We start from the raw sequence: 25,910 nt of genomic DNA, 5'->3' as shown, positions 1-25,910 counted from the left end.
GGAGGTGGGGACCCGGCACGGGCACAGCGGCCCCAGCGCCGTGGAACAAATGGAACCGGTGGAGCGGGCCGTCAGGACTGGTGGTTCTGGCGGCGGCGCAGGAAGTAGGTGCCACCGACCGCCGCGGTGGCCAGGACCGCGGCACCGGCGACGATCTCCGTGGTGTTGGAGTCCTTGCTGGTGCTGCCGACGCCCGTGTGCACCTTGCCGTGCGGCAGCCTGGCGTCCGTCTTGAAGGTGGTCATCCACTGCTTGCCGTCCGGGCAGTTCCCGTTCACGCCCCAGGTCGAGTAGCGGCCCAGGTGGTTCGGTCCGCCGGTCAGCTGGGACGCCACCCGGGCGGTCCCCCGGTACGTCTTGCCGTGCTTGTGGGTGCGGTGGAGCCAGATCGTGCCGCTGCGGAAGCCCTGCGAGGAGGCGGCGATGCGCTGGGCCTTGCCCGTGTCGCAGGTGACGGTGACGGTGACGGCTCCGCCGGGGCCGACGAGCTTCGGGCTGGTGGAGGCCACCGGCTTGGCGAGCGCGGCGCCGGTCGACAGGCCCAGCGCGGCGATGGTCAGGCCGGAAGCGGCGATGATGCGGGTGGGACGCATGGTTGATCCTCCGGCAGCGCGGAGGCGGCACGGGTGCGCCGCGGTGGATCGGATGGATCCGCGCTGACGCATTCGAGATAAGCCTCGGCGCGCCGTCCCCGCCCGGTGAGGCTTCGTCAGGTATGGTGCCGCCCTCCGGCGTGTCGGTCCGTGCCGGGTGGCGTTGCGGCAGGTCACTGCGCCGACACGCGGTCGGCGATTTGCCCGCGCCGGGCGGGGACAGACGGGTGAGGGGCGGCCGTACCGGCATAGGCCGTTCGGGGGCGACCCGCCGGCCACGCATCCGCCCCGCCTCACCCGCACCTCACGCCCGCCCCGGCACGCCGAGCCCGTCACGCCGAGCCCGTCACGGCCGCGGCCCCACCACCGTGTCACCGTCCTGGATCAGGATCGCCATGGCCGGACAGGAGTCGGCCGCGTCCAGCGCGTCCTCGTCCTCGGGAATCTCCTCCTTCAGCGGCCGGGCGTGCGGCCCGTCCAGGACGAAGATGCCGGGGGCGATGCCGGCGCACATCCCCGACGCCATGCACTGCTGCCCGTCGATCGAGGCCTTCCAGGTCATCCGGCTCACCACCCCACCGGCATCTCGCGCGGCCCGCGGACCAGCATCTGGTCCTTCCACACCACGTCCCCCGCGAGATGCAGCCCGGGGAAGCGGGTGAGCAGGGCGACCAGCGCCTCCTGGAGCTCCAGCCGGGCCAGCGGCGCGCCGAGGCAGTGGTGCACCCCGTGCCCGAAGCCGAGGTGCTGGTTGCCGTCGCGGGCGATGTTGAGGGTGCCCGGCTCGTCGAAGCGCAGCGCGTCCCGGTTGGCCGCGCCCACGGCGACCAGGACCGGTTCACCCGCCCGGACGAGCGTGCCGCCCACCTCGATGTCCTCGGTGGCGTAGCGGGGGAAGCCCGCGCCGCTGCCCAGCGGTACAAAGCGCAGCAGCTCCTCGACGGCGCTCTTGACGAGCGCGGGCTCCGCGCGCAGCCGCGCCAGCTCGCCGGGGTGGTCCAGGAGCGAGAGCACGAAGTTGGGGATCTGGGTGGCGGTGGTCTCGTGTCCGGCGACCAGGATGCCGACGCACAGGTCGATCAGTTCCAGCTCGCTGAGCCGGTCGCCGACGTCCCGGGCCTCGATCAGCCGCGTCATGATGTCGTCCCGCGGCGTGACGCGGTGATCCTCGATCAACTTCGCCATGTAGGCGCGCAGTTCCTCCCGGTTGGCCTCGAACTCCTCGGCCGTCAGGGAGCTGGTGGACAGCGCCGCGTCGCTCCACGCACGGAACTTGGGCCGGTCCTCCTCGGGTACGCCGAGCATCCGGCAGATGACCGCGACCGGGATGGGCAGGGCGTAGCGGTCCACGAGGTCGACGGGCGGTCCCGCGGCCTCCAGCTCGTCGATCAGCTGGTGCGTCAGCTCCCGTACCCACGGCCGCAGCTTCTCCACCTGGTGGACGGTGAACGCCTTGGCGACGAGGGTGCGCAGCCGGGTGTGGTCGGGCGGGTCCATGCTCAGGATCCCGCTGTTGCGCTGGCCTTCGGCCTGCCGCGGTTCGTCGTGGTTGAGCCCTTCCGCGCGGCTGAAGCGCCGGTCGCCGAGGACCAGCCGCGCGTCGGCGTAGCGGGTGGCGAGCCAGGCGGGTTCGCCGTACGCCATCTGCACCCGCAGCAGTCCGGGTTGGTCGCGGATCTGTTCGTAGGTGTCGGACAGGGCCAGTCCGTCGGGTTCGTTGAACGGGTAGGCAAGGGGCATCGTGTCGGCTGTGGTCACCGGGGGCCTCCCTCGTGTAAGCAACTGCTTACAAAGTAGAGGGGTGTTCTTGGTACGGTCAACGGCCTTGCGCGATCTTCGGCTTGGCGGGGCGTCGGGCCCCGCGGACGCGGAAAGGGACGAGAGGAGTACGCCGATGGACGGGAGCGAGCCGGTGGCCGGGCCGGTACCCGGTACGGACCGCGCGCCGCACGTGCCCGGTACGGAACCGGCGGCCGACGCGCCCGGTACGGACCGCGTATCGGACGAGCCGGGTACGGACCGCGCGCCGGGCGAGCCCGCCCCGGCGCCGGGCACGGGCGGCGCCACCCGGCGCCGTGGGGCCCAGGGCACCCGTCTGCTGCTTCTGGAGGCGGCGGCCGCGCTGTTCGCCGAGCGGGGCTACGAGCGGGCGACCGTACGCGACATCGCGGAACGGGCCGGGGTCAACCAGGCCCTGCTCTTCCGCTACTTCGGGTCGAAGAAGGCCCTGTTCGGCGAGGTGGTGGCGCTCGGCGGCCAGGAGCAGCTGCACAGCACCCCACCCGGCGAACTGTTCGAGGCGGCGCTGCGCGGAATGCTCGGCCACCGGGGTGCGGACGCGGGTGACCGTGCCCTGGAGACGTTCCTGCGCTCCATCGGGGACAGTGACGAGATCACCACCGCCGTACGGGAGATGGGGGACGACTACGCGCGGGTGCTCGCCACGCTCAGCGCGGCCGACGACCGCGGGCTGCGCGCCGACCTCGCCCTGTCGTGGATGCTCGGCATCGGCCTGATGCGGGTGGTCGTCGGCAAGCAGCCGCTGGCCGACGCCGACCCGGACGCCGTCTGCGCGCTGGTCACCGGCGCGCTCGGCACCCTGCTGGAGGACCTGCCGAGGTCGGCGCCGCCCCCATGACCGCTCCCGGTACGGCGCGCCCGGCGGGCGCGCCCCAGGTCACCGTTCGGCCGCCCGCAGCTTGCGCCACTCCGGGGCCAGCACCGACCAGACCTCCATGTCGTGGCGTACGCCGCGCAGCGGGTAGCTCTCCCGCAGGACTCCTTCGCGTACCAGCCCGAGCCGCTCGGCCAGCTTGCTGCTCGCCGTGTTCCCTGCGGCCGCCCGCCACTCCACACGGTGGATAGCGCGGTCCTCGACCGCCCAGTCGAGGATCACCCGCATCGCCCGCGTCACGAGCCCGCGCCCGACGGCCGTCTCCTCCAGCCAGCAGCCGACCTCGCAGATCCCGGCGGCGGTGTCGAACGAGCTGAACAGGACGCCGCCGACGAGCGTGCCGTCCACCCAGATCCCGTACAGCCGCCCCCGGTCGGCGGCCGCCCGGTCCGCATACGACTGGAGGAACGCACGGGCCGAGGAGAGATCGGTGCTGGCATCGGCCAGGAGGATCCAGCGGCCGATGTACTCCCGGCCGCGCTCGATGTGCGCCAGGTACTCCTCCGCGTGGTACGGCTCCAGGGGCCGCAGTTCGGCACCGTCGTCGCCCAGCGATATCGCGAACATTCCCGCTCCACAGCACTTGTGCTTCCGCGCTCCTGTGCGCCTGCACGGACCGGGCTCCGTCGCGCGGGCCACCGGTCGCGACCGGCCGCGCGCCGCGCGCATCATCACACACGGCCGCCGCCGCCCACAGCGAATTTCCCGTCCACCCTTTCGATACCGTTGCCCCACCATGACGAACGACGCCACGCTCTCCCTCGAAGACGAACTGGCCCACTGGCCCACCGACGAGGCCGCGGCGCTCGCGACCCAGGACCGGTTGCGCGCCCGGGTACGGACCGCGCAGTCCGGGCCCGAGCCGGGGTTCGCCGGAACGGTCGTCGGCGTGGACGTCGCCTACGACGACGAACGCGACCTGGTGGCCGCGGCGGCCGTCGCCCTGGACGGCGTCACCCTCGCGGTCGTGGAGGAGGCCACCGCCGTGGGCCGGGTCGCCTTCCCGTACGTGCCGGGACTGCTGGCCTTCCGGGAGATCCCCACCGTGGTCGACGCCCTCCGCCGCCTCGGCCGCACACCGGACCTGGTGGTCTGCGACGGCTACGGGCTCGCCCACCCGCGCCGCTTCGGCCTCGCCAGCCACCTGGGCGTGCTCACCGGCCTGCCCACCATCGGCGTCGCCAAGAACCCCTTCACCTCGCGCTACGAACTGCCGGGCGAGGAACGCGGCGCGTCCTCACCCCTGCTCGACGGCACCGCCGACGGCCGCGACGAGGTGGTCGGACGGGCACTGCGTACGCAGAAGGGCGTCAAGCCGGTCTTCGTGTCCGTGGGCCACCGCATCGACCTCGACCGGGCCTGCGCGCACACCCTCCATCTGTCGCCCCGGTACCGCATCCCCGAGACGACCCGGGCCGCCGACGCGCTGTGCCGGCGCGCCCTGTCGGAGGCGCGCGCCGGCTGAGGGCGCGCCGGGCGGCCGGAGAGCAGAAGCGGCCACGGGCCACTCGGCTGCCCGCCGCCCGTCAGAGCACCCCGCTCGCCCCCGACATGGACTCGGCGACCACCCGGAACGTGATGCCCGCCCGCCGCAGCCGCCCGGTCAGCGCGTCACCCATCGCGACCGCCGTGGTCACCTGCCCGGCCGTCGCGGGCAGATCGTCGAAGGCCAGGCTCAGCGCCGACTCCGCGAGGATCTTCGCCGTCTCGTCGTACCCCGGGTCGCCGCCCGAGACCTCCGTCAGGACGCGCCGTCCACCGCCCTCACCGACGAACCGCACGGAGAACGTACTGCGCGCCCGGCGCTCCTCGTCCGGCCCCGCGCCCGGCGCCAGCCGCCCCGACAGCCAGCGGCGCGCGGGCGGCACCTGCGCGACCGCGCACGCGGCGCCCGCGCCCAGCACACCGCCCACGGCGACCGGCAGCCACTTGACGGCGGCGAAGTGGCGGTAGGTGAAGTCGGGCCCGTACCGCTCCAGTCCGGCCGCCGAGCGCGCGACCACCTGGGGGTCGAGCGTCGGCAGCGGCAGGGCCCAGGCCCGTACGACGCCGTTGCGGTACGGCCGTCCGAGCGGCGCCCGTACGGTGCGGTCCGCGGGCCGCCCTTCCAGACGCTGCCGATCGCGGGCGGCGCGCACCATGCCGAGCGGGCGCGAGGCCGCCGTCAGGGCGGAGGCCAGTGTTCCTCCGGAGATGGCGCCGTTGCTCCGTACGAAGCCGTCGACGCGCAGCGGGACGCCGGCCGGCAACTGGCCGACCGTGAAGTGCACGCCGAGGTCGGGCGGTACGCAGTCGAAACCGCAGGCGTGCACCAGTCGCGCGCCCGACGCACGCGCCGCCGCGTCGTAGCGCACATACGTCCGGTCGACGAACTCCGCCTCACCGGTCAGGTCGGCGTAGTCCGTACCCGCCTCCGCGCAGGCGGCGACCAGCGCGTCCCCGTAACTGAGGTACGGGCCGACGGTCGTGGCGAGCACGCGGGTGCTCGCGGCGAGCGTGCGCAGCGAGCCGGGGTCCTCGGTGTCGGCGCACAGCAGGGGCAGGTCCGCGCAGGCCGGATCGGTCCGCGCCAGCTCGTCCCGCAGCCGGGCGAGCTTTCCGCGGTCGCGGCCGGCCAGCGCCCAGCGGCAGCCCTCGGGGGCGTGCCGGGCCAGGTACGCGGCGGTCAGCCGCCCCACGAATCCGGTGGCGCCGAACAGCACCAGGTCGTGGGGTCGTGCTGCGGTGTCCTGCCGTGCGCTCACGCCTGCCTCCGCATCGGTTTCCCGGCCGTGGCGCCGGCCGGTGCGGCGCCACGCTAGGCAGCGGCCGGCCGGCCGTCAACGAGGGGGCCTGCGCAGGCGGTCTTGACACGCCTGGGCGGCTGGTCCACATTCACCCGCACGTCCGCCAACATGGGACGTCCGACGTCCGGAATGTTCCTGGCCGGGCGGCCGGCCGCGACGCCCCCGGCCGACCGGGCCGCACCCGGTCCCCCCGCCCGGCACGCGGCACGAGCAGAAAGCTGGTCACCGATGCTCCCGTCCGCGCCGCACTCCGGACCCCGCTCCGTACGGCTCCCCGCGCCGCTCACCGGCGTCGTCCCGCCGCTGTGCACCCCGCTGACCCCGGACGGCCGGGTCGACACCCGCTCGCTGGCCGCGCTCACCACCCGCCTGGCCGGCGCCGGGGTGAGCGGGCTGTTCGTCCTCGGCTCCAGCGGCGAGGCCGCCTACCTGACCGACGCGCAGCGCCGCACCGTCGTCGAGACGGTGATCGAGGCGGCCGGAGGGCGGCTGCCCGTACTGGCCGGAGCCATCGACATGACGACCGCCCGGGTCCTGGAACACGCCCGCACCGCCCGGAGCCTGGGCGCCGACGCGATCGTGGCCACCGCGCCCTTCTACACCCGCACCCACCCCGCCGAGATCGCCGACCACTTCACCCGGGTACGGGACGGCGCGGACCTGCCGCTGTTCGCGTACGACATCCCGATGGCCGTGCACACCAAACTCCCGCTCGACACGGTGCTCACGCTCGCCCGCGACGGCGTGCTGGCCGGTCTGAAGGACAGCAGCGGCGAGGACGGGGCGCTGCGGCGCCTGCTGGTGCGCGTCCGCGCCCAGGCGCCGGTCTTCTCCGTGCTCACGGGGTCGGAACTGACTGTGGACGGCGCCCTGCTGGCGGGCGCCCACGGAGTCGTCCCCGGCCTCGGCAACGTCGATCCGCACGGTTACGTACGCCTCTACGAGCACGCCGCGGCGGGCCGCTGGCGCGAGGCCGCCGCCGAACAGGGCCGGCTCGCCGCCCTCTTCGCCCTCACCGACGCGGGCGACCCGGCGGTGATGGGCCGCAACTCCTCCGCCCTGGGCGCCTTCAAGGCGGCCCTGCATCTCCAGGGTGTGATCGACTGCCCGGCCACCGCGCCGCCGCAGCTCCCGCTGGACGAAGCCGCCGTCGGCACGGTCCGGCGGTGCCTGGAAGAAGCCGGACTGCTGTGAGGGCGCGCCGCGCGAAGGGCCCCCGGGACCGGTATCCGCCCTGGTACCGGCAGGTGACGCCCCGCCAGTGGAAGTCGATGTTCGCGGCCTGGGTGGGCTACCTCCTGGACGGCTTCGACTTCGTCCTGATCACCCTCGTGCTGACCGAGATCGCCGGCACGTTCGGACTGAGCACGGCCGGTGCGGCCTCCCTGGTGTCCGGCGCGTTCATCACCCGCTGGCTCGGCGGAGCGCTCCTGGGCGCGGCGGGCGACCGGTACGGGCGCAAGGCCGCGATGATCGCCAGCATCCTGCTGTACTCCCTCGGCACCTTCGCCTGCGGCTTCGCCTGGGACTACACCAGCCTGTTCGCCGCCCGGCTGGTGATCGGCATGGGCATGGCGGGGGAGTACAGCGCCAGCGCCACGTACGTCCTGGAGAGCTGGCCCGCCCCCGTGCGCAACCGGGCCTCCGGCTTCCTCATATCCGGCTACGCGGGCGGCACGGTGCTCGCCGCCCAGCTGTACCAGTGGGTCGTGCCCCACTGGGGCTGGCGCTGGATGTTCTGGATCGGGGTGCTGCCGGTACTGGTGGCGCTCTGGGTCCGCAGATCGCTCCCGGAGGCGGGCGACTGGAGCGCGGAGGTCGAAGCGGCCGGAGCGCGTCCCCGCCCCTTCGGCCCGCTGTTCGCCGGACGTGCCAGGCGGCGGCTCAACGTCCTGCTCGCGGCGGTCGCGTCCGCCGCCCTCTTCTGCGTCTTCACTCCGGCCGGTGCGGGACACACACCCTGGCTCGCGGCGCTCGCCGCGCTCTGCCTGACCGCCTTCGCCGTCCAGCTCGGCGGGCGGCGCGGCTGGGTGCTGTACGTGTCCCTGACGCTCACCGTGTTCTGCGCGTTCCTCTACAGCTGGCCCGTCCAGGCCCTGTTGCCCACCTATCTCAAGACCGAACTGGGGTACGCGCCCGCCCAGGTCGCGGACGTGATGTACTACGCCGGATTCGGCACGATGGCGGGCTGCTGGCTGGCCGGTTTCGTGGGGGACCGGTTCGGCACCCGCCGCGCGTACGCCGGGACGCTGCTGCTCTCCCTCGTGTTCGTCTTCCCGGTGTTCGCCGTCCAGGACAGCCTGGTCGCCCTGGGCGTCCTGCTCTTCGGGCTGCTCGCCCTCGGCCAGGGCATCTCGGGCATCCTGCCCAAGTACATCGCCGGGCACTTCCCGACCGCGGTCCGCGCGGCGTCACTCGGCTTCGTCTACAACGTCGGCGCGCTCGGCGGGGCGGTCGCCCCGGTGCTCGGCGCCCGGCTCGCCGAGGGCATGACACTGGGCCGGGCGCTGGCCCTCCTCACCTTCGGGCTGACGCTGGTCGTCATCGTCCTGGTGGGCGGCGACGTACCGGTGCGGCTCGCGCGCCTGCTGAACCGCGAGGCGGTGGGGGACCACCTGGTGCCCGCCGAGGCCGGGGGCGAAGCCGGGGCCGGGGCGGGCACGGCGGGCGAGTCCGGCCGTCAGCGCCCGAAGTGACGGACGTAGCGCCGCTGCCAGGGCGTCTCGACGGCGCGGTGGTCGTAGGCGCCGCGGACGAAGTCCACCGCCTGCCCGGCCGGTACCCCGTCCAGGACGGCGATACAGGCCAGCGCCGTACCCGTACGGCCGCGGCCGCCACCGCAGGCGACCTCGACCCGTTCCGTCTTCGCGCGTTCCCAGACCTCGCCGAAGAGTTCCCGGGCCCGGGCGCGGTCGCTCGGCAGGCGGAAGTCCGGCCAGCGCAGCCAGCGGGCCTCCCAGGGCACCTCGGGCGGCTCCTTGCCGAGCAGGTACACGGCGAAGTCAGGTGCCGGACCCGGCGGCAGCGGGCGGCGCAGGCCGCGGCCCCGGACCGTGCGTCCGGAGGGCAGCCGCAGCACCCCCGCGTCGGTGTCCTGCCAGACCGTGCTCACCACGCCGCCTCCCCTGCTCTCCTGCTTCCTGATTTCCTGCCCCGGACCGTCACTCCGTACGGGCCGACGCCCTGTTCCCGTCCGTCACTCCGTACGGGCCGACGCCCTGTTCCCGTCCGTCACTCCGTACGGTCCGACTCCCGCCCCAGGGACACCCCGCGCACGCCGTCCAGCTCCGTCAGCTGTTCCACGAGCGCGTGCGCCGAGCCCGGACCCTCCAGCCGGAGCAGCACCTCGGCCGGCACCTGGTCGTCCGAGCCCGTCTCCACCTGGACGTCGGTCACCTGGAAGCCGCTGCTGGTGCACATCTCCAGCATCCGGCCCAGCAGACCGTGCTGAGCACGGTAGCTCAGGCGCAGTTCGACGCGCTCGACGAACGGCGCACGCCGCCGCTCCGAGAACAGCTTCGGGAACCCGCGGACCACGAGGAAGTGGACGAGCGTCGCGCCCAGGGCCAGCAGGGGCAGGCCGCCGCCGCAGGCCATACCGATGGCGCAGGTCAGCCAGATCGTCGCGGCGGTCGTCAGGCCCCGTACCGCGTCCTTCTTCACGAAGATCAGGCCGCCGCCGATGAAGCCGATGCCCGAGACGATCTGCGCGGCCACCCGGGACGGGTCCAGCGCGACGCCGTCCGCGCCCAGCAGCGCGTAGAAGCCGTGGACCGACACCTCCATGAAGAGCGCGCTGCCCACGCCGACGAGGGTGTGGGTCCGCAGTCCCGCGCTCTTCTGCTGGACCTGCCGCTCCAGCCCGATGAGGGAGGACAGGACCAGCGCCAGGGCCAGTTCGGCGAACTGGCGGAGGCCCTGACCGTGGCTGATGTCGAACAACGGGGATGCGAGGTGCGTGTGAGGCATTCGGCCATTGTCCCTCCATGATCGGCTTGCGGGCCGTTGTCAGTGGTCGCCGCTAGCGTGGTTCTCGTGGCGATCGACGGACGGTCGCCCGGTGACCGGCGGACGGCCGGTCCGGCGCGGGAGGGGTGATGGCGATGGTGTGGCGGTCCATATCCGTGTGCGGGGCCATCGCCGGTTCCGACGGGGGAGCGCGCCACTGGTGAGGTGGCGCGTGAAGGCCCGTGGCGGCGGTGGGAGTTGACCACCGCCGCCACGGGCTTTTTCCGTACCGGTCCGGTGTCGTGGGGGCTTGTGGAAAGTGGAACACGTTCTTAACATCGCGAGTGTTACATCAGAAGTGTCACAGTGCTGCGGAGCTCAGGGGGCCCGATGGCAGGGACAGGGAACGGCCCGATGAGCGGGGTGCGCGTGGTGGAGCTGGCCGGCATCGGGCCCGGTCCGTTCGCCGCGATGCTCCTGGCCGACCTCGGCGCCGATGTGGTGCGCGTCGACCGGCCCGGCGGCTCCGGCCTCGGCGTCGACCCGGCGTACGACCTCACCAACCGCAACAAACGCTCCGTGCTGGTGGATCTGAAGTCCGCCGAAGGGCCCGGCCAGGTGCTCGACCTCGCCGAGCGCGCCGACGTCCTGATCGAGGGGTACCGCCCCGGCGTCGCCGAGCGCCTGGGCATCGGCCCGGACGCCTGCCTGGAGCGCAACCCGCGGCTGGTGTACGGCCGGATGACCGGCTGGGGCCAGCAAGGGCCGCTGGCCGCGACCGCCGGACACGACATCGGCTACATCGCCGTCACCGGCGCGCTCGGCATGATCGGCCCGCCCGGAGGCCCGCCCGCCGTCCCCGCCAACCTGCTCGGCGACTACGCGGGCGGCTCCCTCTACCTGGTCGTCGGTGTATTGGCCGCGCTCCGGCACGCCCAGGCCGAGGGCGGCCGCGGCCAGGTCGTGGACGCGGCCGTCGTCGACGGCACCGCCCACCTCACCGCGATGATTCACGCCATGCTCGCGGCAGGCGGCTGGCAGGACCGCCGCGGTGCCAACCTCCTCGACGGCGCGGCACCCTTCTACGGCACGTACGAGACCGCCGACGGCGGCCACATGGCGGTCGGCGCCCTGGAACAGCGCTTCTACGACGAGTTCGTCCGGCTGCTCGGCATCGAGGACGAGGCGCCCGCCCGCGACGACCTGGCCGCCTGGGAAGACCTGCGGGCCGCCATCGCCGCCCGCTTCAAGACCCGTACGCGCGCGCAGTGGACGGCCGTCTTCGAGGCGTCCGACGCCTGCGTGGCGCCGGTGCTCTCGCTGCGGGAGGCCCCCGGCCACCCGCATCTCGCCGCCCGCGGCACCTTCGCCGACCACGGCGGTATCACCCAGCCCGCACCGGCCCCACGCTTCTCCGCCACTCCCGGCACGATCCGCCGGCCGCCCGCCCAGCCCGGCGCCGACACCGTCGACGTGGCCCGCGACTGGGAGGTCCCGGCGCTCACCGACCGCCGCGATCCGGCTTCCGGAGCGGGTCGCGGGACGGCCTGGCCGGACGGCACCCGGGCAGCGGACGCCCGCCCCCGGCCCCCGGGACCGGACCGCTGATGGGCACCCCCGACCCCGCACCCGACCCCCACCGGCCTTCCGGCCGGACCCTGCCGGACCCGAGGAGGCACCCCGCGATGACCGCGCAGCTGGAGCGCCGGATCTTCACCGAGGACCACGAGGCTTTCCGCCGCACCGTACGGACCTTCCTCGACCGGGAGGTCCTGCCGCACTACGACCGGTGGGAGAAGGACGGCATCGTCAGCCGCGACGCCTGGCGCGCGGCGGGCAAGCAGGGCCTGCTGGGCCTGGCCGTTGCCGAGGAGTACGGAGGCGGCGGCAGCCCCGACTTCCGCTACGCCGCCGTTTTGGCCGAGGAGTTCACCCGGGCCGGCGCCGCCGGGCTCGCCGTCGGCCTGCACAACGACATCGTCGGCCCGTACCTGACCCAGCTCGCCACCGAGGAGCAGAAGCGGCGCTGGCTGCCCGGCTTCTGCAGCGGCGAGACGATCACCGCCATCGCCATGACCGAGCCGGGCGCCGGCTCCGACCTCCAGGGCATCCGCACCACCGCCGAGGACCGCGGCGACCACTGGCTGCTGAACGGCTCCAAGACCTTCATCTCCAACGGCATCCTCGCCGACCTGGTCGTCGTCGTCGCCAAAACCACGCCCGAGGGTGGCGCGCACGGACTGAGCCTGCTGGTCGTCGAGCGCGGCGCGGAGGGCTTCGAGCGTGGCCGCAACCTGGACAAGATCGGCCAGAAGTCGCAGGACACCGCCGAGCTGTTCTTCACCGATGTACGGGTGCCCAAGGAGAACCTCCTCGGCGAGCTGAACGGCGCGTTCGTCCACCTGATGACCAACCTCGCCCAGGAGCGGATGGGCATCGCGGTGGCCGGGATCGCCGCCGCCGAACACCTGCTGGAGATCACCACCCGGTACGTGAAGGAGCGGGAGGCGTTCGGCCGGCCGCTCGCCAAGCTCCAGCACATCCGGTTCGAGATCGCCGAGATGGCCACCGAGTGCGCCGTCACCCGCGAGTTCCTGGACCGCTGCATCGTGGACCACTCCGACGGGACCCTCTCCGCCGTGCACGCCTCGATGGCCAAGTGGTGGGCCACCGAACTCCAGAAGCGCGTCGCCGACCGCTGTCTGCAACTGCACGGCGGCTACGGCTACATGAGCGAGTACCCGGTCGCCAGGGCCTTCACCGACGGCCGCATCCAGACCATCTACGGAGGCACCACCGAGATCATGAAGGAGATCATCGGCCGCTCGATACTCGGCTGACCGGACCGGACCGGACCGGACCGGCTAGGCCCGGCCAGGCCCGGCCATGCCCGACCCGGCCCGACCCGGCCATGCCCGGACCGGACCCCGGAGCCCGGCCCGCGCCCGCCCGCCCCCGAACCCGCCCCGGACCCCACCCTCACCCCCACCCCCGCCGCACCCGAAACGCCAGCTGGAAAGGCTGCTCACCGTGACTTCCGAAGCGTACGTGTACGACGCGATCCGCACCCCGCGCGGCCGCGGCAAGGCCAACGGCGCGCTGCACGGCACCAAGCCGATCGACCTCGTCGTCGGCCTCATCCACGAGGTGCGCAGCCGCTTCCCGGACCTCGACCCGGCCGCCGTCGACGACATCGTGCTCGGCGTCGTCGGACCGGTCGGCGACCAGGGCTCGGACATCGCCCGGATCGCGGCCATCGCCGCCGGGCTGCCCGACACCGTCGCGGGCGTCCAGGAGAACCGCTTCTGTGCCTCCGGCCTCGAAGCGGTCAACATGGCCGCCGCCAAGGTCCGCTCCGGCTGGGAGGACCTGGTGCTCGCGGGCGGCGTCGAGTCGATGTCGCGGGTCCCGATGGCCTCCGACGGAGGCGCCTGGTTCGCCGACCCGATGACCAACTTCGACACCGGCTTCGTCCCGCAGGGCATCGGCGCCGACCTCATCGCCACCATCGAGGGCTACTCCCGCCGCGACGTCGACGAGTACGCCGCCCTCTCCCAGGAGCGTGCCGCCGCGGCCTGGAAGGACGGCCGCTTCGCGCGCTCCGTCGTGCCCGTCACCGACCGCAACGGCCTGGTCGTCCTCGACCACGACGAGCACCTGCGGCCCGGCACCACCGCCGACTCGCTGGCCGGCCTCAAGCCGTCCTTCGCCACCATCGGTGACATGGGCGGCTTTGACGCGGTGGCCCTGCAGAAGTACCACTGGATCGAGAAGATCGACCACGTCCACCACGCGGGCAACGCCTCCGGCATCGTGGACGGTGCCGCGCTGGTCGCCATCGGCTCCCGCGAGGTCGGCGAGCGCTACGGACTCACCCCGCGCGCCCGCATCGTCTCCGCCGCGGTCTCCGGCTCCGAGCCCACGATCATGCTCACCGGCCCCGCGCCCGCCTCCCGCAAGGCGCTGGCCAAGGCCGGACTGACCATCGACGACATCGACCTGGTCGAGATCAACGAGGCGTTCGCCGCGGTGGTGCTGCGCTTCGTGGCGGACATGGGCCTGAGCCTGGACAAGGTCAACGTCAACGGCGGCGCCATCGCCCTGGGCCACCCCCTCGGCGCCACCGGCGCGATGATCCTGGGCACCCTCGTCGACGAACTGGAGCGCCAGGACAAGCGGTACGGCCTGGCCACCCTCTGCGTCGGCGGCGGCATGGGCATCGCCACCGTCGTCGAGCGCGTCTGACTCTCGTCCGCACCCACTACGGAGTACACACCCCATGAGTGAATCCACCACCATCCGCTGGGAACAGGACGAGACCGGCGTCGTCACCCTCGTCCTCGACGACCCGGACCAGTCGGCCAACACGATGAACGCGGCCTTCAAGGCGTCGCTGACCGCCGTCGCCGACCGCCTGGAGGCCGAGCGGGACACCGTACGCGGCGTCATCTTCACCTCCGCCAAGAAGACCTTCTTCGCCGGCGGCGACCTGCGCGACCTGATCGCCGTCACGCCCGAGCACGCCCAGCAGGCGTTCGAGACGGGGCAGGGCATCAAGCGCGACCTGCGCCGTATCGAAACCCTCGGCAAGCCCGTCGTCGCGGCCATCAACGGCGCGGCCCTGGGCGGTGGTTACGAGCTGGCACTCGCCTGCCACCACCGCGTCGCGCTCGACACCCGCGCCACCAGGATCGGTCTGCCCGAGGTGACCCTCGGCCTGCTCCCGGCGGCCGGCGGCGTGGTCCGTACGGTCCGGCTGCTGGGCATCGCCGACGCGCTGCTGAAGGTGCTGCTCCAGGGCACTCGGTACAACGCCGCGCGAGCCCTGGAGAACGGCCTGATCCACGAGGTCGCGGCCACCCCCGAGGAGCTGACCGAGAAGGCGCGCGCGTTCATCGACGCCCACCCCGAGGCCCAGCAGCCCTGGGACGTCAAGGGGTACAGGATCCCCGGCGGCACCCCGGCGCACCCGAAGTTCGCCGCCAATCTCCCCGCCTTCCCGGCCAACCTGAAGAAGCAGCTGAACGGCGCCCCCTACCCGGCCCCGCGCAACATCCTCGCGGCGGCCGTCGAGGGCTCCCAGGTCGACTTCGAGACCGCGCAGACCATCGAGGCGCGGTACTTCGTCGAGCTGGTCACCGGCCAGGTCTCCAAGAACATGATCCAGGCGTTCTTCTTCGACCTCCAGGCCGTCAACTCCGGGGCCAGCCGCCCCAAGGACATCGCGCCGCGCACGGTGGAGAAGGTCGCCGTCCTCGGCGCCGGCATGATGGGCGCCGGTATCGCGTACTCCTGCGCCAGGGCCGGGATCGAGGTCGTCCTCAAGGACGTGTCCCTGACGGCGGCCGAGAAGGGCAAGGCGTACTCGGAAGGGCTGCTCGCCAAGGCGCTCAGCCGCGGCCGGACCACCGAGGCCGAGCGGGACGAACTCCTCGCCCGCATCACCCCCACCGCCGACCCGCAGGACCTGGCCGGCTGCGACGCCGTCATCGAGGCGGTCTTCGAGGACACGGCCCTCAAGCACAAGGTGTTCCAGGAGATCCAGCACATCGTCGCCCCCGACGCGCTGCTGTGTTCCAACACCTCCACCCTGCCCATCACCGGCCTCGCCACAGGCGTCGAGCGGGCGGCCGACTTCATCGGCCTGCACTTCTTCTCGCCCGTCGACAAGATGCCGCTGGTCGAGATCATCAAGGGCGGGAAGACCGGCGACGAGGCGCTGGCCCGCGCCTTCGACCTGGTACGCCAGATCCGCAAGACCCCCATCGTCGTCAACGACTCGCGCGGCTTCTTCACCTCCCGCGTCATCGGCCACTTCATCAACGAGGGCGTGGCGATGGTCGGTGAGGGCATCGAACCGGCCTCCGTGGAACAGGCCGCGGCCCAGGCGGGCTACCCGGCCAAGGTGCTGTCCCTGATGGACGAGCTGACCCTCACCCTCCCGCGCAAGATCCGCGACGAGACCCGGCGGGCCGTCGAGGCGGCCGGCGGCACCTGGCCGGAGCACCCGGCCGACGCCGTCATCGACCGCATGGTGGACGAGTTCGGGCGGCCGGGCCGCAGCGGCGGCGGGGGCTTCTACGAGTACGGCGACGACGGGAAGCGGGGCGGCCTGTGGCCGGGCCTGCGCGAGCACTTCACGAAGGCCGGCGCCGCGATCCCCTTCCGGGACATGCAGGAGCGGATGCTGTTCGCCGAGGCGCTGGACACCGTCCGCTGCTTCGAGGAAGGCGTACTGACCTCCGTCGCGGACGCTAACATCGGCTCCATCCTGGGCATCGGCTTCCCCGGCTGGACCGGCGGCGTCATCCAGTACATCAACGGCTACGAGGGCGGGCTGCCCGGATTCGTCGCCCGAGCCCGCGAGCTCCAGGCGGCGTACGGGGAGCGGTTCGCGCCGTCCGCGCTGCTGGTGGAGAAGGCGGAGAGGGGGGAGAAGTTCAGCGACGCGTAAGACGCGTGAGACGCGCGGTGGTGCGGCCCGGCCGGAACCGGTCCGCGCCACCACCGACCCGGCCGGTCCCGCCCGGCCGGTCAGCGCCCGGCCGGGGCGACGACACCGGCTCTCAGTCCCGCTTGAGCCGCCACGCCGCACGGGACCCGGCCCGGTCCGGCACCGGCTCGATCTGCCCGGCGTCCCGCAGCCGGTGGAAGACCCGCTTCATCCGGTTCTCGGAGGCGATGCCGGTGATCCGGCGCGCGATCCGGTTGGGGATCTCCGGGTTGGACCGCAGGTACTGCAGCACCAGTTCCTCGGGCCGGGCCAGCGGCGTGTGCTCCAGCACCACGACGAACGCGTTGTCCTCCACGAAGAACCGCGGCTCCCTGAGCTTGGCCGCCTTCATCGTGCTCAGTACGGTGTCCAGCCCTTCGCCGATGTCCTTGTTCGGCGGGTCCGGGTACTTGTTCAGTAACCGCACGATCGTCGGGTTGCGCGCGAAGCGGTCCGTGAACAGGGTGTCCGGCGTCATGTGGCCGGGCAGCCGGCCCGGACTGCGGACCTCCACCCGGTTGTCGAAGACCGAGATCAGGATGTCGTCGGAGAGGTTGTAGTCCCGGTGGATCACCGCGTTGACGATGATCTCCTTCAGCGCCTCCGGCGGGTAGGCCATCGGCGACAGGGCGCCGTCCGGGCCCAGTACCGGCACCGACTGGATGATCCGGGTGACCGCCGCCAGCGTCCGGTCGATCAGCAGCCGGGCCGGCCCGTCCACCGTCGTCGGCGCCGACTTCAGGTGCCGGCGGTCCGGGACCTGCTCCCCGGTCTCGTACCGGGCGATCTTCACCGAGCACTTCTTCGGTACGACGACGGGCGGCTCGGCGGCGAACAGGACGGCGCCCGCCACGGTCGCCGGCGACCCGCCGCGGTCCACCAGGCGCTGGCGGCGCAGGAACCGTTCGGCGGAGGTGCTCGGGCTGTACCGGCCGAGGAAGACGTGCAGCTCGTCCTCGTCCCGCAGCTCCTCCAGGGTGTAGTCGCGCAGCAGCTGGTCCTCGTAGGAGCGGGCGCCCTTGGACAGCGACAGATCGGTGATCTGCGTCCCCTTCAGGCGCCGTGACTGGGCACCCCGGCGCTGCGGCACCTCGCCGCGCGCCGTCCGGTGCACGTCCGGGCTCTTGTGGACCGTGACCAGGCAGGCCCACCCCAGCTCCGGGTGCCCGTCCACCCGCAGGAACTCGATGTCGTACGGAACCGGCGGCTCCACCTGGTCGACCATGGCCTGCTGGACGAAGTTGGCGTCCTCCAGCGCGGCGAAGCCGCGCCACCGCGTCAGCCCGTGCCCGCTGCGCGGGTCCTCGATGCCGACGATGAACTCCCCGCCCTCGGCGTTGGCCAGCGCGGCCGCGATGACCTGCACGACCGCCCCGCCGCTGCGGCCGCTCTTGAACTCCCAGAAGTGGCTCTCCTGCCGGGCGAGGATGTCCGCCGCCTCGGCCCGGGAAATGCTGCGCCCCTCCACCCACGGCCTCGTCTCGCTCGTCAGGTCACCAGCCGCACCACCGGCCGCACCCCGCGGACCGGTAACCACGTCATGCCCGCCGGGCGCGGGATCACTCCTCGGCGTAGGTCGCCCGCAGCTCCTCGCGCATCGACCGCTGGAAGGCCGTGACCAGCGCCTGCACCACCATCGGCTGCATGTGCGCGGAGAGCGACTTCATCGACTCCACCTGTTCGGGGTCCGACTCGCGTTCGCGGTACGGGCCCCACACCTCGTCATGGAAGAGCCGGGTCAGCTCGCGCGCCGCCGAGCGGGTGTGCTCCTGCACGACGGTACGGGCGGCGAGCAGCGTCTCCAGTGCGACCGGTACGTCCAGCAGCCGGATGCCCAGGTGGAGGACGGCCGGGTCGACCCGGAACGCGTCGGGGTCCCCGGTGCGCTCCAGGACGTCCATCGCCGCCAGCCGGTCGATGTCGTCCTCGCTCAGCGCCCGGCCCGCGCGGCGCTCCAGATGGGCCCGGGTCGCCTCCTCGGCGGAGTCCGGCGACCAGGAGGCGACCAGCGCGCGGTGGATGGCGAGGTCGTGGGCGCTGAGGTCGTCGGGCAGCCGGGCGAGGTAGCGCTCGATGGCGGCCAGCGTCATGCCGTGGTGCTGGAGTTCCTCGATCAGGGCGAGCCGGGACAGGTGGGCGGCGCCGTACCGGCCGACGCGGCGCGGGCCGATCGCGGGCGGGGGCAGCAGCCCCCGGGTGCTGTAGAAACGGACGGTGCGCACGGTCACGCCCGCACGGGCGGCCAACTCGTCGACGGTGAGTGTCGGTTCTTCCCCGGCCCCGTTGGCCATGCCGCGCCTCACTTCCCTCGCTGCGTCCGCGCGGGTGCCCGCGCCCCCTGCGCCCGCCGCGTCCGTGCCGCGGGGACTGTGTTCAACAGTATTGCTGTCTCACCAATCCTGTGAAACCTTCCGGGACCGGTGGGTGCGAGGTGAAGGCGAGGCGGGCGCCGGCCGGTCCCGCGCCCGCTGTCGCGGTGCGACGCGACGTGGCGACGGTTTCCAGCCAGTGAAGACCGGAACTCGACGGCGTGCGCCGTTCTTCTGGGTGAGGGGTGATGACCGGAGCGTGGCGGAATACTGGGCTCATCGACATGACCCCGACAAGCTATTCCGGGCATAACCGGACGGATTATTGATGGCTCATACATGCTGTGATCCAGCACACAGACGAGGGGGCGGCTCTGGGGGAAGGTGTGCCGTCGGCCGGACTCGCGTGACCCGTGGGACCGGCGACGGCTCCATCGCCTGCCCGAAAGCGAGATGAACCAGCTGTGAGCACGGAAACCGTCCAGGAAGACGCCCACAGGCCACCGGACGGGGGGAAGGCGTCGGCCGCCCAGGACGCGGGGGACGCCGGATACAGCAAGGGCCTCAAGGGCCGGCACATCAACATGATCGCGATCGGCGGGGCGATCGGCACCGGCCTGTTCCTGGGCGCCGGCGGCCGGCTCGCCTCCGCCGGACCCGCGCTCGCCGTCGCGTACGCGGTCTGCGGCCTGTTCGCGTTCTTCGTCGTACGGGCCCTGGGCGAACTGGTGCTGCACCGCCCGTCCTCGGGCTCCTTCGTCTCGTACGCGCGGGAGTTCCTGGGGGAGAAGGGCGCCTACGTCGCGGGCTGGATGTACGTCGTCAACTGGTCCACGACCGGCATCGCCGACATCACCGCGATCGCCCTCTACACCCACTACTGGAGCCTGTTCACCGCCGTACCGCAGTGGGCCATGGCGCTGATCGCGCTCGCGGTGGTGCTGGCGATCAACCTCATCTCGGTGAAGATCTTCGGCGAGATGGAGTTCTGGTTCGCGATCATCAAGGTCGCGGCCCTGGTCGTCTTCATGTTCATCGGGATCTTCCTGCTCACCACCCAGCACCCGGTGGGCGGCGAGACCCCCGGCCTGAATCTGATCACCGACCACGGCGGCTTCTTCCCGAGCGGCTTGCTGCCCGTGGTGGTCGTGCTGCAGGGCGTGGTCTTCGCCTACTCCGCCGTCGAACTGGTCGGCGTCACCGCGGGCGAGACCAGCGAGCCGGAGAAGGTCGTGCCCAAGGCCGTGAATTCGATCATGTGGCGGGTCGGTGTCTTCTACGTCGGTTCGGTCATCCTGCTCGCGCTGCTGCTGCCGTGGAACAAGTACACCGGCTCCGAGAGCCCCTTCGTGACCGTACTGTCCAACGTGGGCGTGCCGGCCGCGGGCGACGTGATGAACCTCGTGGTGCTCACTGCCGCCATGTCCAGCCTGAACTCCGGCCTCTACTCGACCGGCCGCATCCTGCGCTCGATGTCGATGGCCGGCTCGGCGCCGAAGTTCGCCGCCCTGATGAACCGCAACCAGGTGCCGTACGGCGGCATCATGCTCACCTCCGCGGTGTGCGTCCTGGGCGTCGGCCTCAACTACCTGGTGCCGGGCAAGGCGTTCGAGATCGTGCTGAACATCGCGGCGCTCGGCATCATCAGCACCTGGTGCACCATCATGCTCTGCCACATGGTCTTCGTCCGGCGCTCCCGCGCGGGCCTGGTCGACCGGCCCCGCTTCCAGCTGCCGGGCACCCCGGTCACCGACATCGCGACCATCGTCTTCCTGCTCGGCGTCGTCGTCCTGATGGCCTTCGACAGCGAGGGCGTGGGGCAGCAGACCGTGATGCTGGTGCCGGTCATCGGCGCCGCGCTGTTCGGCGGCTGGTTCGTGGTCCGCGGCCGGGTGAGCCGGATCGCGGCCGAACGCGAGGCGGCGGCCGGCCGGGCGACGCTCGACAAGGGCTGACCCCGAGGCCGCGAGGGACGGCCCCGAGGTCGTAGGACACGGCGAAGGGCGGTCGTGCGCGCGCCGCGCGACCGCCCTTCGCCGTGCGGACGGCTCAGCCGTCCGTCACCTTCGTCTCCTTCGCCGCCTTCGCGGCCCGTTCGACTTCCGCCCGCGCCGTACGGTCCGCCGCGCGCCGGATGACCGTCGTCAGCACCGTGACCACACAGGTCAGGGCGACCGACACGACGGTCGTCCACATGGCGGCCCGGGCGTACCCGGAGGCGCTCGGCACGCCGCCGGCCAGGGCGAAGAACGCCGCGCCGATCACCGCCACACCGGCCGCGCCGCCGAACTGCTGCGCGGTGGTGAGCACTCCGGCGCCGATCCCGGCCCGCCGCGCCGGCACCCGTACCAGCGACGCGCCGATCAGCTGCGGGAAGGTGAGCCCGTTGCCCACCCCGGCCACCGCCATCGTGACGACGACCCAGGGCAGCGCCCCGCGGTCCGGCTGGAAGCGGAGCACCAGGACGAGCGCCGTCAGACCGGTCACCGTGACGACGCTGCCCAGTTGCAGGATGCGCAGGCCGAAGCGCTGCACCAGCGGGCGGCTGAGCAGCGAGCTGGCCGCGAAGCACACACCGGTCGGCGCGAAAGCCAGCCCCGCCTCGAACGGGCCCAGCCCGAAACCGCCCTGGAGCAGCAGCGTCAGGGTGAACATCACGCTCGCCCAGTACGCCATGAAGGCCGCCCCCGTCACCACACCGGCGAGGTAGGAACCCTCGCGGAACAGCGTGAGGTCGAGGACGGGATCGCCGCCCCGCGCGGCCAGGCGCCGCTGCCAGAACACCGTGGCCGCGCCCACCGGGACGGTGGCGCCCAGGCAGATCCAGGTCCAGGCGGGCCAGCCGGCGGTACGGCCCATGGCGAGCGGTACGAGCACCAGCCCCAGCGTCAGGGCCACGCCGCCCGCGCCGGCCAGGTCCAGCCGGGCCCGGCGCGCGGAGCGCACCGAGGGCAGGAAGCGCAGGGCCAGCAGGGCCGCGACCGCGCCGATCGGCACATTGATCAGGAACAGCATCCGCCAGCCGAGTCCGAGGATGTCGGCGTCCAGCATCAGCCCGCCGAGCACCTGCCCGGCGACCGAGGCCGTCCCGCCGGCGACGCCGTACCAGGCCATCGCCCGGCCCCGGGCGTGCACCGGGAACGTGGCGGTGATCGTGGCGAGCACCTGCGGCACCATCACGGCCCCGGCGAAACCCTGGAGCAGCCGGGCGCCGACCAGTTGGGCCGGGTTCACCGCGATGCCGCACAGCAGGGAGGTGACGGCGAAGGCGACCAGCCCGGCGACGAACGTCCGCCGGTGCCCGAAGAGGTCACCGAGCCGGCCGCCGGTGATCATGCCGCTGGCGTACGCGAAGGCGTAGCCGCCGACGATCAGTTCGAGGGCGGCGGGCCCGGCGTGCAGGTCCTTCTCGAACGAGGGGGCGGCGACGTTGACGACGAAGAAGTCGAACTGTGCCATGAACCACGCGGACAGCAGGACGGCGAGCAGCGGCCCCGGGCGCGGGGCGGCGGTGGCGGGGGAGGGGCGCGCGGACGTGGCCCGTGGATCGGCTGATAACTCGGTCACTCCTGCATCCTGGACTTACTGTGTCCAGGAAGGCAAGTGGCGCCAAGGTTCTTTGCCCCTTACATAAGGTCCGCACGCCGGCCCGCGAAGGGCCGCCCCGGCCGGGGCCCCGGCCTACCGCAAGCGCTGCCCGGCCACCACGGGGTAGTGGTCCGAGAAGTTGGTGTACGTGTAGTCCTTGCCCCAGCTCGACACCGTCCAAGGGGCGGACCGCTCCGCGACGACGTCGTTGGACCAGCCGGCGGGCCGGGCGTGGCCGCGGCGGTGCAGGACGTGGTCCAGGTCCTCGCGCGGGTCGTCCGGGTAGCGGTAGGCCGCGACGGAGTTCTGCCGGGTGTCGAAGGAGTACGGGTGTCCGGTGCGCGCGTCGGCCGCCACGAGTCCGGCATGGGTGAGCAGGGAGGCGAATTCGGGGCTGCGGGTGTCCACGTTCATGTCTCCGGCGACCATGACCTGTTCGTCCGCCGGAATGTTCTTCGCGTCCAGGAAGGCGTCGATCTCCTCGAACTGCTTCGCCCGGACCGCTGCGGCTTCTCCTGCCTTGCACCCGGGGTCGGTCGACTGGGCATGCGTACCGACCACGTGCACCGTGGTGCCGCGGACATTCAGCGCGGTATAGGCGAAGCCCTTGTTGGACCAGTAGTCGGCACCGCAGGCGTCCTTGAACACGTACTGCTCCTTGCGGAGCACCGGCCATTTGCTCAGGACGGTGACCCCGCCGTCCTCGGGAGTGGCCGCGGAATAGGCGCCGCCCGTGGCGTCCCAGCCGCCCTTTCCGCGGCCGACCACCGGCGTCTGGTACGGATACTGCGCCGCGGCGGCCGACTTGAGCGCGTCGGACGCTTCATTGTCGAATGCTTCCTGAAGTACGACGACGTCCTGGCCCTGGAAGAAGCCCGCCGCGGGAATGGCCTTGGCCCGGTGCTGCTGGCCCCAGTTGGGATACAGGTTCCGGCTCATGAGGAAGACGTTGTACGAGAGCACGTTCACCGCGGGCACGGCGGCGGGCGCCGCAGCGGCCGACGCCGCGGGAGCCGTGGCGAGCAGCGCCGACGCGGCCAGTACGGCGGCGGTCAGCGACGCGCCGGTCACGGCTGCGGAGGAGCGGCGGGGGCTGCGGTGCGGCATGAAATCTCCCGGTCGGGTGGGGCGGGGCTGGAGCCGCCGCACAGTCGAACCCGGCACGGTGGCTCGCGAGTGGCCGCCACGTGATGACGGGATGCACACGCCGTGACACCTGAGGCGCGAGGCGACCGCCGGGAATTTCAGACGTCTTCGGCAGCATTTTCGGACGCTTTGCGCCGGGGCGTTCCGGCCGTCGGAACCCTGCGGAAGCCACCGGGCAGCCGGTTGATTCCGCACGGCCCGGAAGAACCCGGGCCGAAAAAAGCCGCCCGGCGACAGCCGGTACCGACGGAGGCATGGACAGCGCTCCGTGACGGTCGTAAGCAGGAAAGCGTCGGCCGAACCAAGGGAGCTGCCGCGCCCGCCGCGGCAGGGAAAGGGGGCCGCCATGGCGGTCGACATCTCCCCCGAGAGCGGCTACCACTTGATCATCAACGATGGCAGCGGCCGGGGAATCAGCCGGGAACCCTACATGAACTGGGACTACTGCTTGCTGGCGAACGATTACGGCAACAAGGGCTACCCGGTGGTCTTCCACACCAAGGGCTCGGGTTTCAGCATCGAGATGACGTCGAGCAACTGGGGTGGATACCGCTATCTGCAGGCCGTCACGACCGGCGTGAAGCTGGTTCAGGAAGGCGACGCGCACGTCTGGGAGGCGGAATCCCGCGACAAGGGAGCCGTGTTCAAGACCTTCGGTGCCTACATGGTGTACGGCTCGGAGACCGGAAAGTCGTGGATCGCGGTCGCCGCCAGTATTCTCCCCAACCTGGGCAGGGATTTCGCCTTCTGGAAGCTGGAGAAGGCGTGACCGTCGCGTACGGAAAGCGGGGCCCGGTGCAGCCGCACCGGGCCCCGCTTCATGGCACCGCCCTACGGATCAGTGGCCGTGGCCGTGGTCGTGCACGGTGTTCGTGGCCTGGATCGACTTCCAGGACTTCGGCTGTGCCGGTGCCTTGGCCGGGGCGGCCGACCGGGCGCCGAACGCCTTCTTCAGCGCCGGGGCCGACGGCTTGGACGGCTGGAACAGCCAGGTGTCGAACAGTGCCGCGAGCGGCTTGCCGGTCTTGCGCTCGGCGTACGTCACGAAGTCCTGCACCGAGGCGTTGCCGTACTTCTTGTCGGTGGGCCAGGACTTCAGGAGCCCGAAGAACGCCCGGTCGCCGACCTCGTTGCGCAGGGCCTGCAGCGTGAGCGCGCCCCGGTCGTACACGGCGCCGCTGAACTGGTTGTCCGGGCCCGGGTCGCCCGGCTTGACCTTCCAGAACGGGTCGTCGGCCGGGTGCTGGGCGTAGACGTAGTCGGCCAGCTCCTGACCGGTGCCCTCACCCTCCTTCTCGGACCACAGCCACTGGCTGTAGCGGGCGAAGCCCTCGTTGACCCAGATGTCCTTCCAGTCCTTGACCGAGACGCTGTCGCCGTACCACTGGTGCGCGATCTCGTGGACCACCACGGAGACGTTGGTGCCGTTGGCGAACGCCTCCTTGCCGTAGAACGGGCGGGTCTGCGTCTCCAGCGCGTACCCGGCCTTCACGTTGGGGACGTAGCCGCCGACCGAGTTGAACGGGTACGGGCCGAAGACCGACTCCAGCCACTCCGTGACCTCGGTGGTGCGCTCGATGCTCGCGCGCGCCGAGCCCTCGTAGGAGCCGAGGTCCTTGCTGACGGCGTTGATCACCGGCAGGCCGCTGGCCGTGGTGTCCTTGGTGACGTCGAACTTGCCGACCGCGAGTGTGGTCAGGTACGGCGCCTGCGGCTTGTCCGAACGCCAGTTGAAGCGCGTCCAGCCGAGCTTGGAGGTCTGGGACAGCAGGACGCCGTTGCTGAGCGCCTGGTTGCCGTCCGGCACCGAGACCGAGATGTCGTACGTCGCCTTGTCGGTCGGGTGGTCGTTGCTCGGGAACCACCACACGGCGGAGTCCGGCTCCTGCGCGATCACCCCGCCGTCGGGCGTGCGGTGCCAGGCGGAGTAGCCGTCGATCTTCAGCTCGGACGGCTTGCCCGCGTAGCGCACGACGACGCTGATGTCCTTGCCCTTGGGCAGCGGCGTGGCCGGCGTGATCTCCAGCTCGTGCTTGCCGGAGGTGGCGAAGGTCGCCTTCTTGCCGTTGACGCGTATCTCGCTGACCTTCAGGCCGAAGTCGAGGTTGAAGCGGTTCAGGTCCTGCGTGGTCTTGGCGAGCAGTGTCGCCGTGCCCTCCAGCAGGTCCGTCTTCGGCTGGTACTTCAGCCGCAGGTCGTAATGGGAGACGTCATACCCGCCGTTGCCGCTCTCGGGGTAGTAGGAGTCGCCCGCGCCCGGAGCGCCGGGTGCGTAACTGGCCGCGGAAGCCGGGATCGCCAGCAGCAGGCTGAGGGCGGCCGCACCCGGAACGATGAGTCTGTGACGCACGAAATCCTCCAGCATGTAGGGGA

22 protein-coding genes are annotated in these 25,910 nt (G+C 72.2%); 10 read left to right on the top strand and 12 right to left on the bottom strand.

Annotated features, from left to right (window positions below):
* Window positions 1–71: 71 nt before the first annotated feature.
* The 3 genes from OEIGOIKO_RS05545 to OEIGOIKO_RS05535 form a co-directional block, all read right to left on the bottom strand.
* Window positions 72–593 (bottom strand): hypothetical protein, encoded by a 522-nt coding sequence (locus OEIGOIKO_RS05545; protein ID WP_125052379.1) that lies wholly within the window; start codon window positions 591–593, stop codon window positions 72–74.
* Between the two features lie 346 nt (window positions 594–939).
* Window positions 940–1,155, bottom strand: coding sequence for a ferredoxin (locus OEIGOIKO_RS05540; RefSeq protein ID WP_125043972.1), 216 nt, complete (start codon window positions 1,153–1,155; stop codon window positions 940–942).
* A 5-nt stretch (window positions 1,156–1,160) separates the two neighbouring features.
* Complete coding sequence (locus OEIGOIKO_RS05535; protein ID WP_125052377.1) at window positions 1,161–2,351, bottom strand: cytochrome P450; 1,191 nt, start codon at window positions 2,349–2,351, stop codon at window positions 1,161–1,163.
* Between the two features lie 136 nt (window positions 2,352–2,487).
* Here OEIGOIKO_RS05535 and OEIGOIKO_RS05530 point away from each other — a divergent pair, with 136 nt between their 5' ends.
* Window positions 2,488–3,231 (top strand): TetR/AcrR family transcriptional regulator, encoded by a 744-nt coding sequence (locus tag OEIGOIKO_RS05530; RefSeq protein ID WP_246177217.1) that lies wholly within the window; start codon window positions 2,488–2,490, stop codon window positions 3,229–3,231.
* A gap of 39 nt (window positions 3,232–3,270) precedes the next feature.
* Here OEIGOIKO_RS05530 and OEIGOIKO_RS05525 read toward each other — a convergent pair whose 3' ends face one another.
* On the bottom strand, window positions 3,271–3,834 hold the full coding sequence (locus tag OEIGOIKO_RS05525) for a GNAT family N-acetyltransferase (protein ID WP_125052375.1): 564 nt from the start codon (window positions 3,832–3,834) through the stop codon (window positions 3,271–3,273).
* A gap of 169 nt (window positions 3,835–4,003) precedes the next feature.
* On the opposite strand from OEIGOIKO_RS05525, the gene OEIGOIKO_RS05520 reads away from it, so the two are divergent.
* The gene (locus OEIGOIKO_RS05520; protein WP_125052373.1) at window positions 4,004–4,732 is read left to right on the top strand and encodes an endonuclease V; all 729 of its coding nucleotides are present in this window, start codon (window positions 4,004–4,006) and stop codon (window positions 4,730–4,732) included.
* Window positions 4,733–4,793: 61 nt separating this feature from the next.
* Here OEIGOIKO_RS05520 and OEIGOIKO_RS05515 read toward each other — a convergent pair whose 3' ends face one another.
* Complete coding sequence (locus tag OEIGOIKO_RS05515; protein ID WP_125052371.1) at window positions 4,794–6,011, bottom strand: saccharopine dehydrogenase family protein; 1,218 nt, start codon at window positions 6,009–6,011, stop codon at window positions 4,794–4,796.
* A gap of 270 nt (window positions 6,012–6,281) precedes the next feature.
* On the opposite strand from OEIGOIKO_RS05515, the gene OEIGOIKO_RS05510 reads away from it, so the two are divergent.
* Both OEIGOIKO_RS05510 and OEIGOIKO_RS05505 read left to right on the top strand, forming a co-directional pair.
* Window positions 6,282–7,247 carry a dihydrodipicolinate synthase family protein gene (locus tag OEIGOIKO_RS05510; RefSeq protein WP_125058467.1) on the top strand — a complete coding sequence of 322 codons (966 nt, stop codon included), beginning with the start codon at window positions 6,282–6,284 and terminating at the stop codon, window positions 7,245–7,247.
* Between the two features lie 77 nt (window positions 7,248–7,324).
* The gene (locus OEIGOIKO_RS05505; protein WP_125058465.1) at window positions 7,325–8,749 is read left to right on the top strand and encodes a sialate:H+ symport family MFS transporter; all 1,425 of its coding nucleotides are present in this window, start codon (window positions 7,325–7,327) and stop codon (window positions 8,747–8,749) included.
* Here the strand turns inward: OEIGOIKO_RS05505 and OEIGOIKO_RS05500 are convergent.
* Window positions 8,734–9,165, bottom strand: a complete 432-nt coding sequence (locus tag OEIGOIKO_RS05500) for a phosphatase domain-containing protein (RefSeq protein ID WP_125058466.1) — start codon at window positions 9,163–9,165, stop codon at window positions 8,734–8,736. The two genes, OEIGOIKO_RS05505 and OEIGOIKO_RS05500, sit on opposite strands and share 16 nt — an antisense overlap.
* A gap of 119 nt (window positions 9,166–9,284) precedes the next feature.
* Window positions 9,285–10,022: an MgtC/SapB family protein gene (locus OEIGOIKO_RS05495; protein WP_125052369.1), complete on the bottom strand. Its 738-nt coding sequence runs from the start codon at window positions 10,020–10,022 to the stop codon at window positions 9,285–9,287.
* Between the two features lie 369 nt (window positions 10,023–10,391).
* Between OEIGOIKO_RS05495 and OEIGOIKO_RS05490 the strand changes: the two genes are divergently transcribed.
* The 4 genes from OEIGOIKO_RS05490 to OEIGOIKO_RS05475 all read left to right on the top strand — a co-directional run bounded on the left by OEIGOIKO_RS05490 (window position 10,392) and on the right by OEIGOIKO_RS05475 (window position 16,455).
* On the top strand, window positions 10,392–11,609 hold the full coding sequence (locus OEIGOIKO_RS05490; protein WP_125052367.1) for a CaiB/BaiF CoA transferase family protein: 1,218 nt from the start codon (window positions 10,392–10,394) through the stop codon (window positions 11,607–11,609).
* 89 nt (window positions 11,610–11,698) lie between these two features.
* Entirely contained in the window at window positions 11,699–12,841 is a 1,143-nt protein-coding gene (locus OEIGOIKO_RS05485) for an acyl-CoA dehydrogenase family protein (RefSeq protein ID WP_125058464.1), read from the top strand.
* A gap of 190 nt (window positions 12,842–13,031) precedes the next feature.
* A complete protein-coding gene (locus OEIGOIKO_RS05480; RefSeq protein ID WP_125052365.1) occupies window positions 13,032–14,246 on the top strand; it encodes an acetyl-CoA C-acetyltransferase in 1,215 nt (404 codons plus the stop codon).
* Window positions 14,247–14,280: 34 nt separating this feature from the next.
* Window positions 14,281–16,455, top strand: a complete 2,175-nt coding sequence (locus tag OEIGOIKO_RS05475; RefSeq protein WP_125052363.1) for a 3-hydroxyacyl-CoA dehydrogenase NAD-binding domain-containing protein — start codon at window positions 14,281–14,283, stop codon at window positions 16,453–16,455.
* Window positions 16,456–16,567: 112 nt separating this feature from the next.
* Here OEIGOIKO_RS05475 and OEIGOIKO_RS05470 read toward each other — a convergent pair whose 3' ends face one another.
* Both OEIGOIKO_RS05470 and OEIGOIKO_RS05465 read right to left on the bottom strand, forming a co-directional pair.
* Complete coding sequence (locus OEIGOIKO_RS05470) at window positions 16,568–17,962, bottom strand: ATP-binding protein (RefSeq protein WP_170251569.1); 1,395 nt, start codon at window positions 17,960–17,962, stop codon at window positions 16,568–16,570.
* A 91-nt stretch (window positions 17,963–18,053) separates the two neighbouring features.
* Window positions 18,054–18,785: a MerR family transcriptional regulator gene (locus OEIGOIKO_RS05465; RefSeq protein WP_125052359.1), complete on the bottom strand. Its 732-nt coding sequence runs from the start codon at window positions 18,783–18,785 to the stop codon at window positions 18,054–18,056.
* A gap of 482 nt (window positions 18,786–19,267) precedes the next feature.
* Between OEIGOIKO_RS05465 and OEIGOIKO_RS05460 the strand changes: the two genes are divergently transcribed.
* Window positions 19,268–20,758, top strand: coding sequence for an amino acid permease (locus OEIGOIKO_RS05460; protein ID WP_125052357.1), 1,491 nt, complete (start codon window positions 19,268–19,270; stop codon window positions 20,756–20,758).
* A 94-nt stretch (window positions 20,759–20,852) separates the two neighbouring features.
* Here the strand turns inward: OEIGOIKO_RS05460 and OEIGOIKO_RS05455 are convergent, their stop codons facing one another.
* Both OEIGOIKO_RS05455 and sph read right to left on the bottom strand, forming a co-directional pair.
* Entirely contained in the window at window positions 20,853–22,370 is a 1,518-nt protein-coding gene (locus tag OEIGOIKO_RS05455; RefSeq protein WP_246177216.1) for an MFS transporter, read from the bottom strand.
* 114 nt (window positions 22,371–22,484) lie between these two features.
* Window positions 22,485–23,498 carry a sphingomyelin phosphodiesterase gene (sph, locus tag OEIGOIKO_RS05450; protein ID WP_125052355.1) on the bottom strand — a complete coding sequence of 338 codons (1,014 nt, stop codon included), beginning with the start codon at window positions 23,496–23,498 and terminating at the stop codon, window positions 22,485–22,487.
* Window positions 23,499–23,883: 385 nt separating this feature from the next.
* Between sph and OEIGOIKO_RS05445 the strand changes: the two genes are divergently transcribed.
* A complete protein-coding gene (locus tag OEIGOIKO_RS05445) occupies window positions 23,884–24,306 on the top strand; it encodes a hypothetical protein (protein WP_125052353.1) in 423 nt (140 codons plus the stop codon).
* Between the two features lie 69 nt (window positions 24,307–24,375).
* On the opposite strand, the gene OEIGOIKO_RS05440 is transcribed toward OEIGOIKO_RS05445, so the two are convergent.
* Window positions 24,376–25,887, bottom strand: a complete 1,512-nt coding sequence (locus tag OEIGOIKO_RS05440; RefSeq protein ID WP_125052351.1) for a M1 family metallopeptidase — start codon at window positions 25,885–25,887, stop codon at window positions 24,376–24,378.
* Between the last annotated feature and the right edge of the window lie 23 nt (window positions 25,888–25,910).

Source organism: Streptomyces paromomycinus, from assembly GCF_003865155.1.
GTDB lineage: Bacteria > Actinomycetota > Actinomycetes > Streptomycetales > Streptomycetaceae > Streptomyces > Streptomyces chrestomyceticus.
Note: the sequence above shows the minus strand (reverse complement) of the source record. Positions and strands in the feature narration are given on the sequence as shown.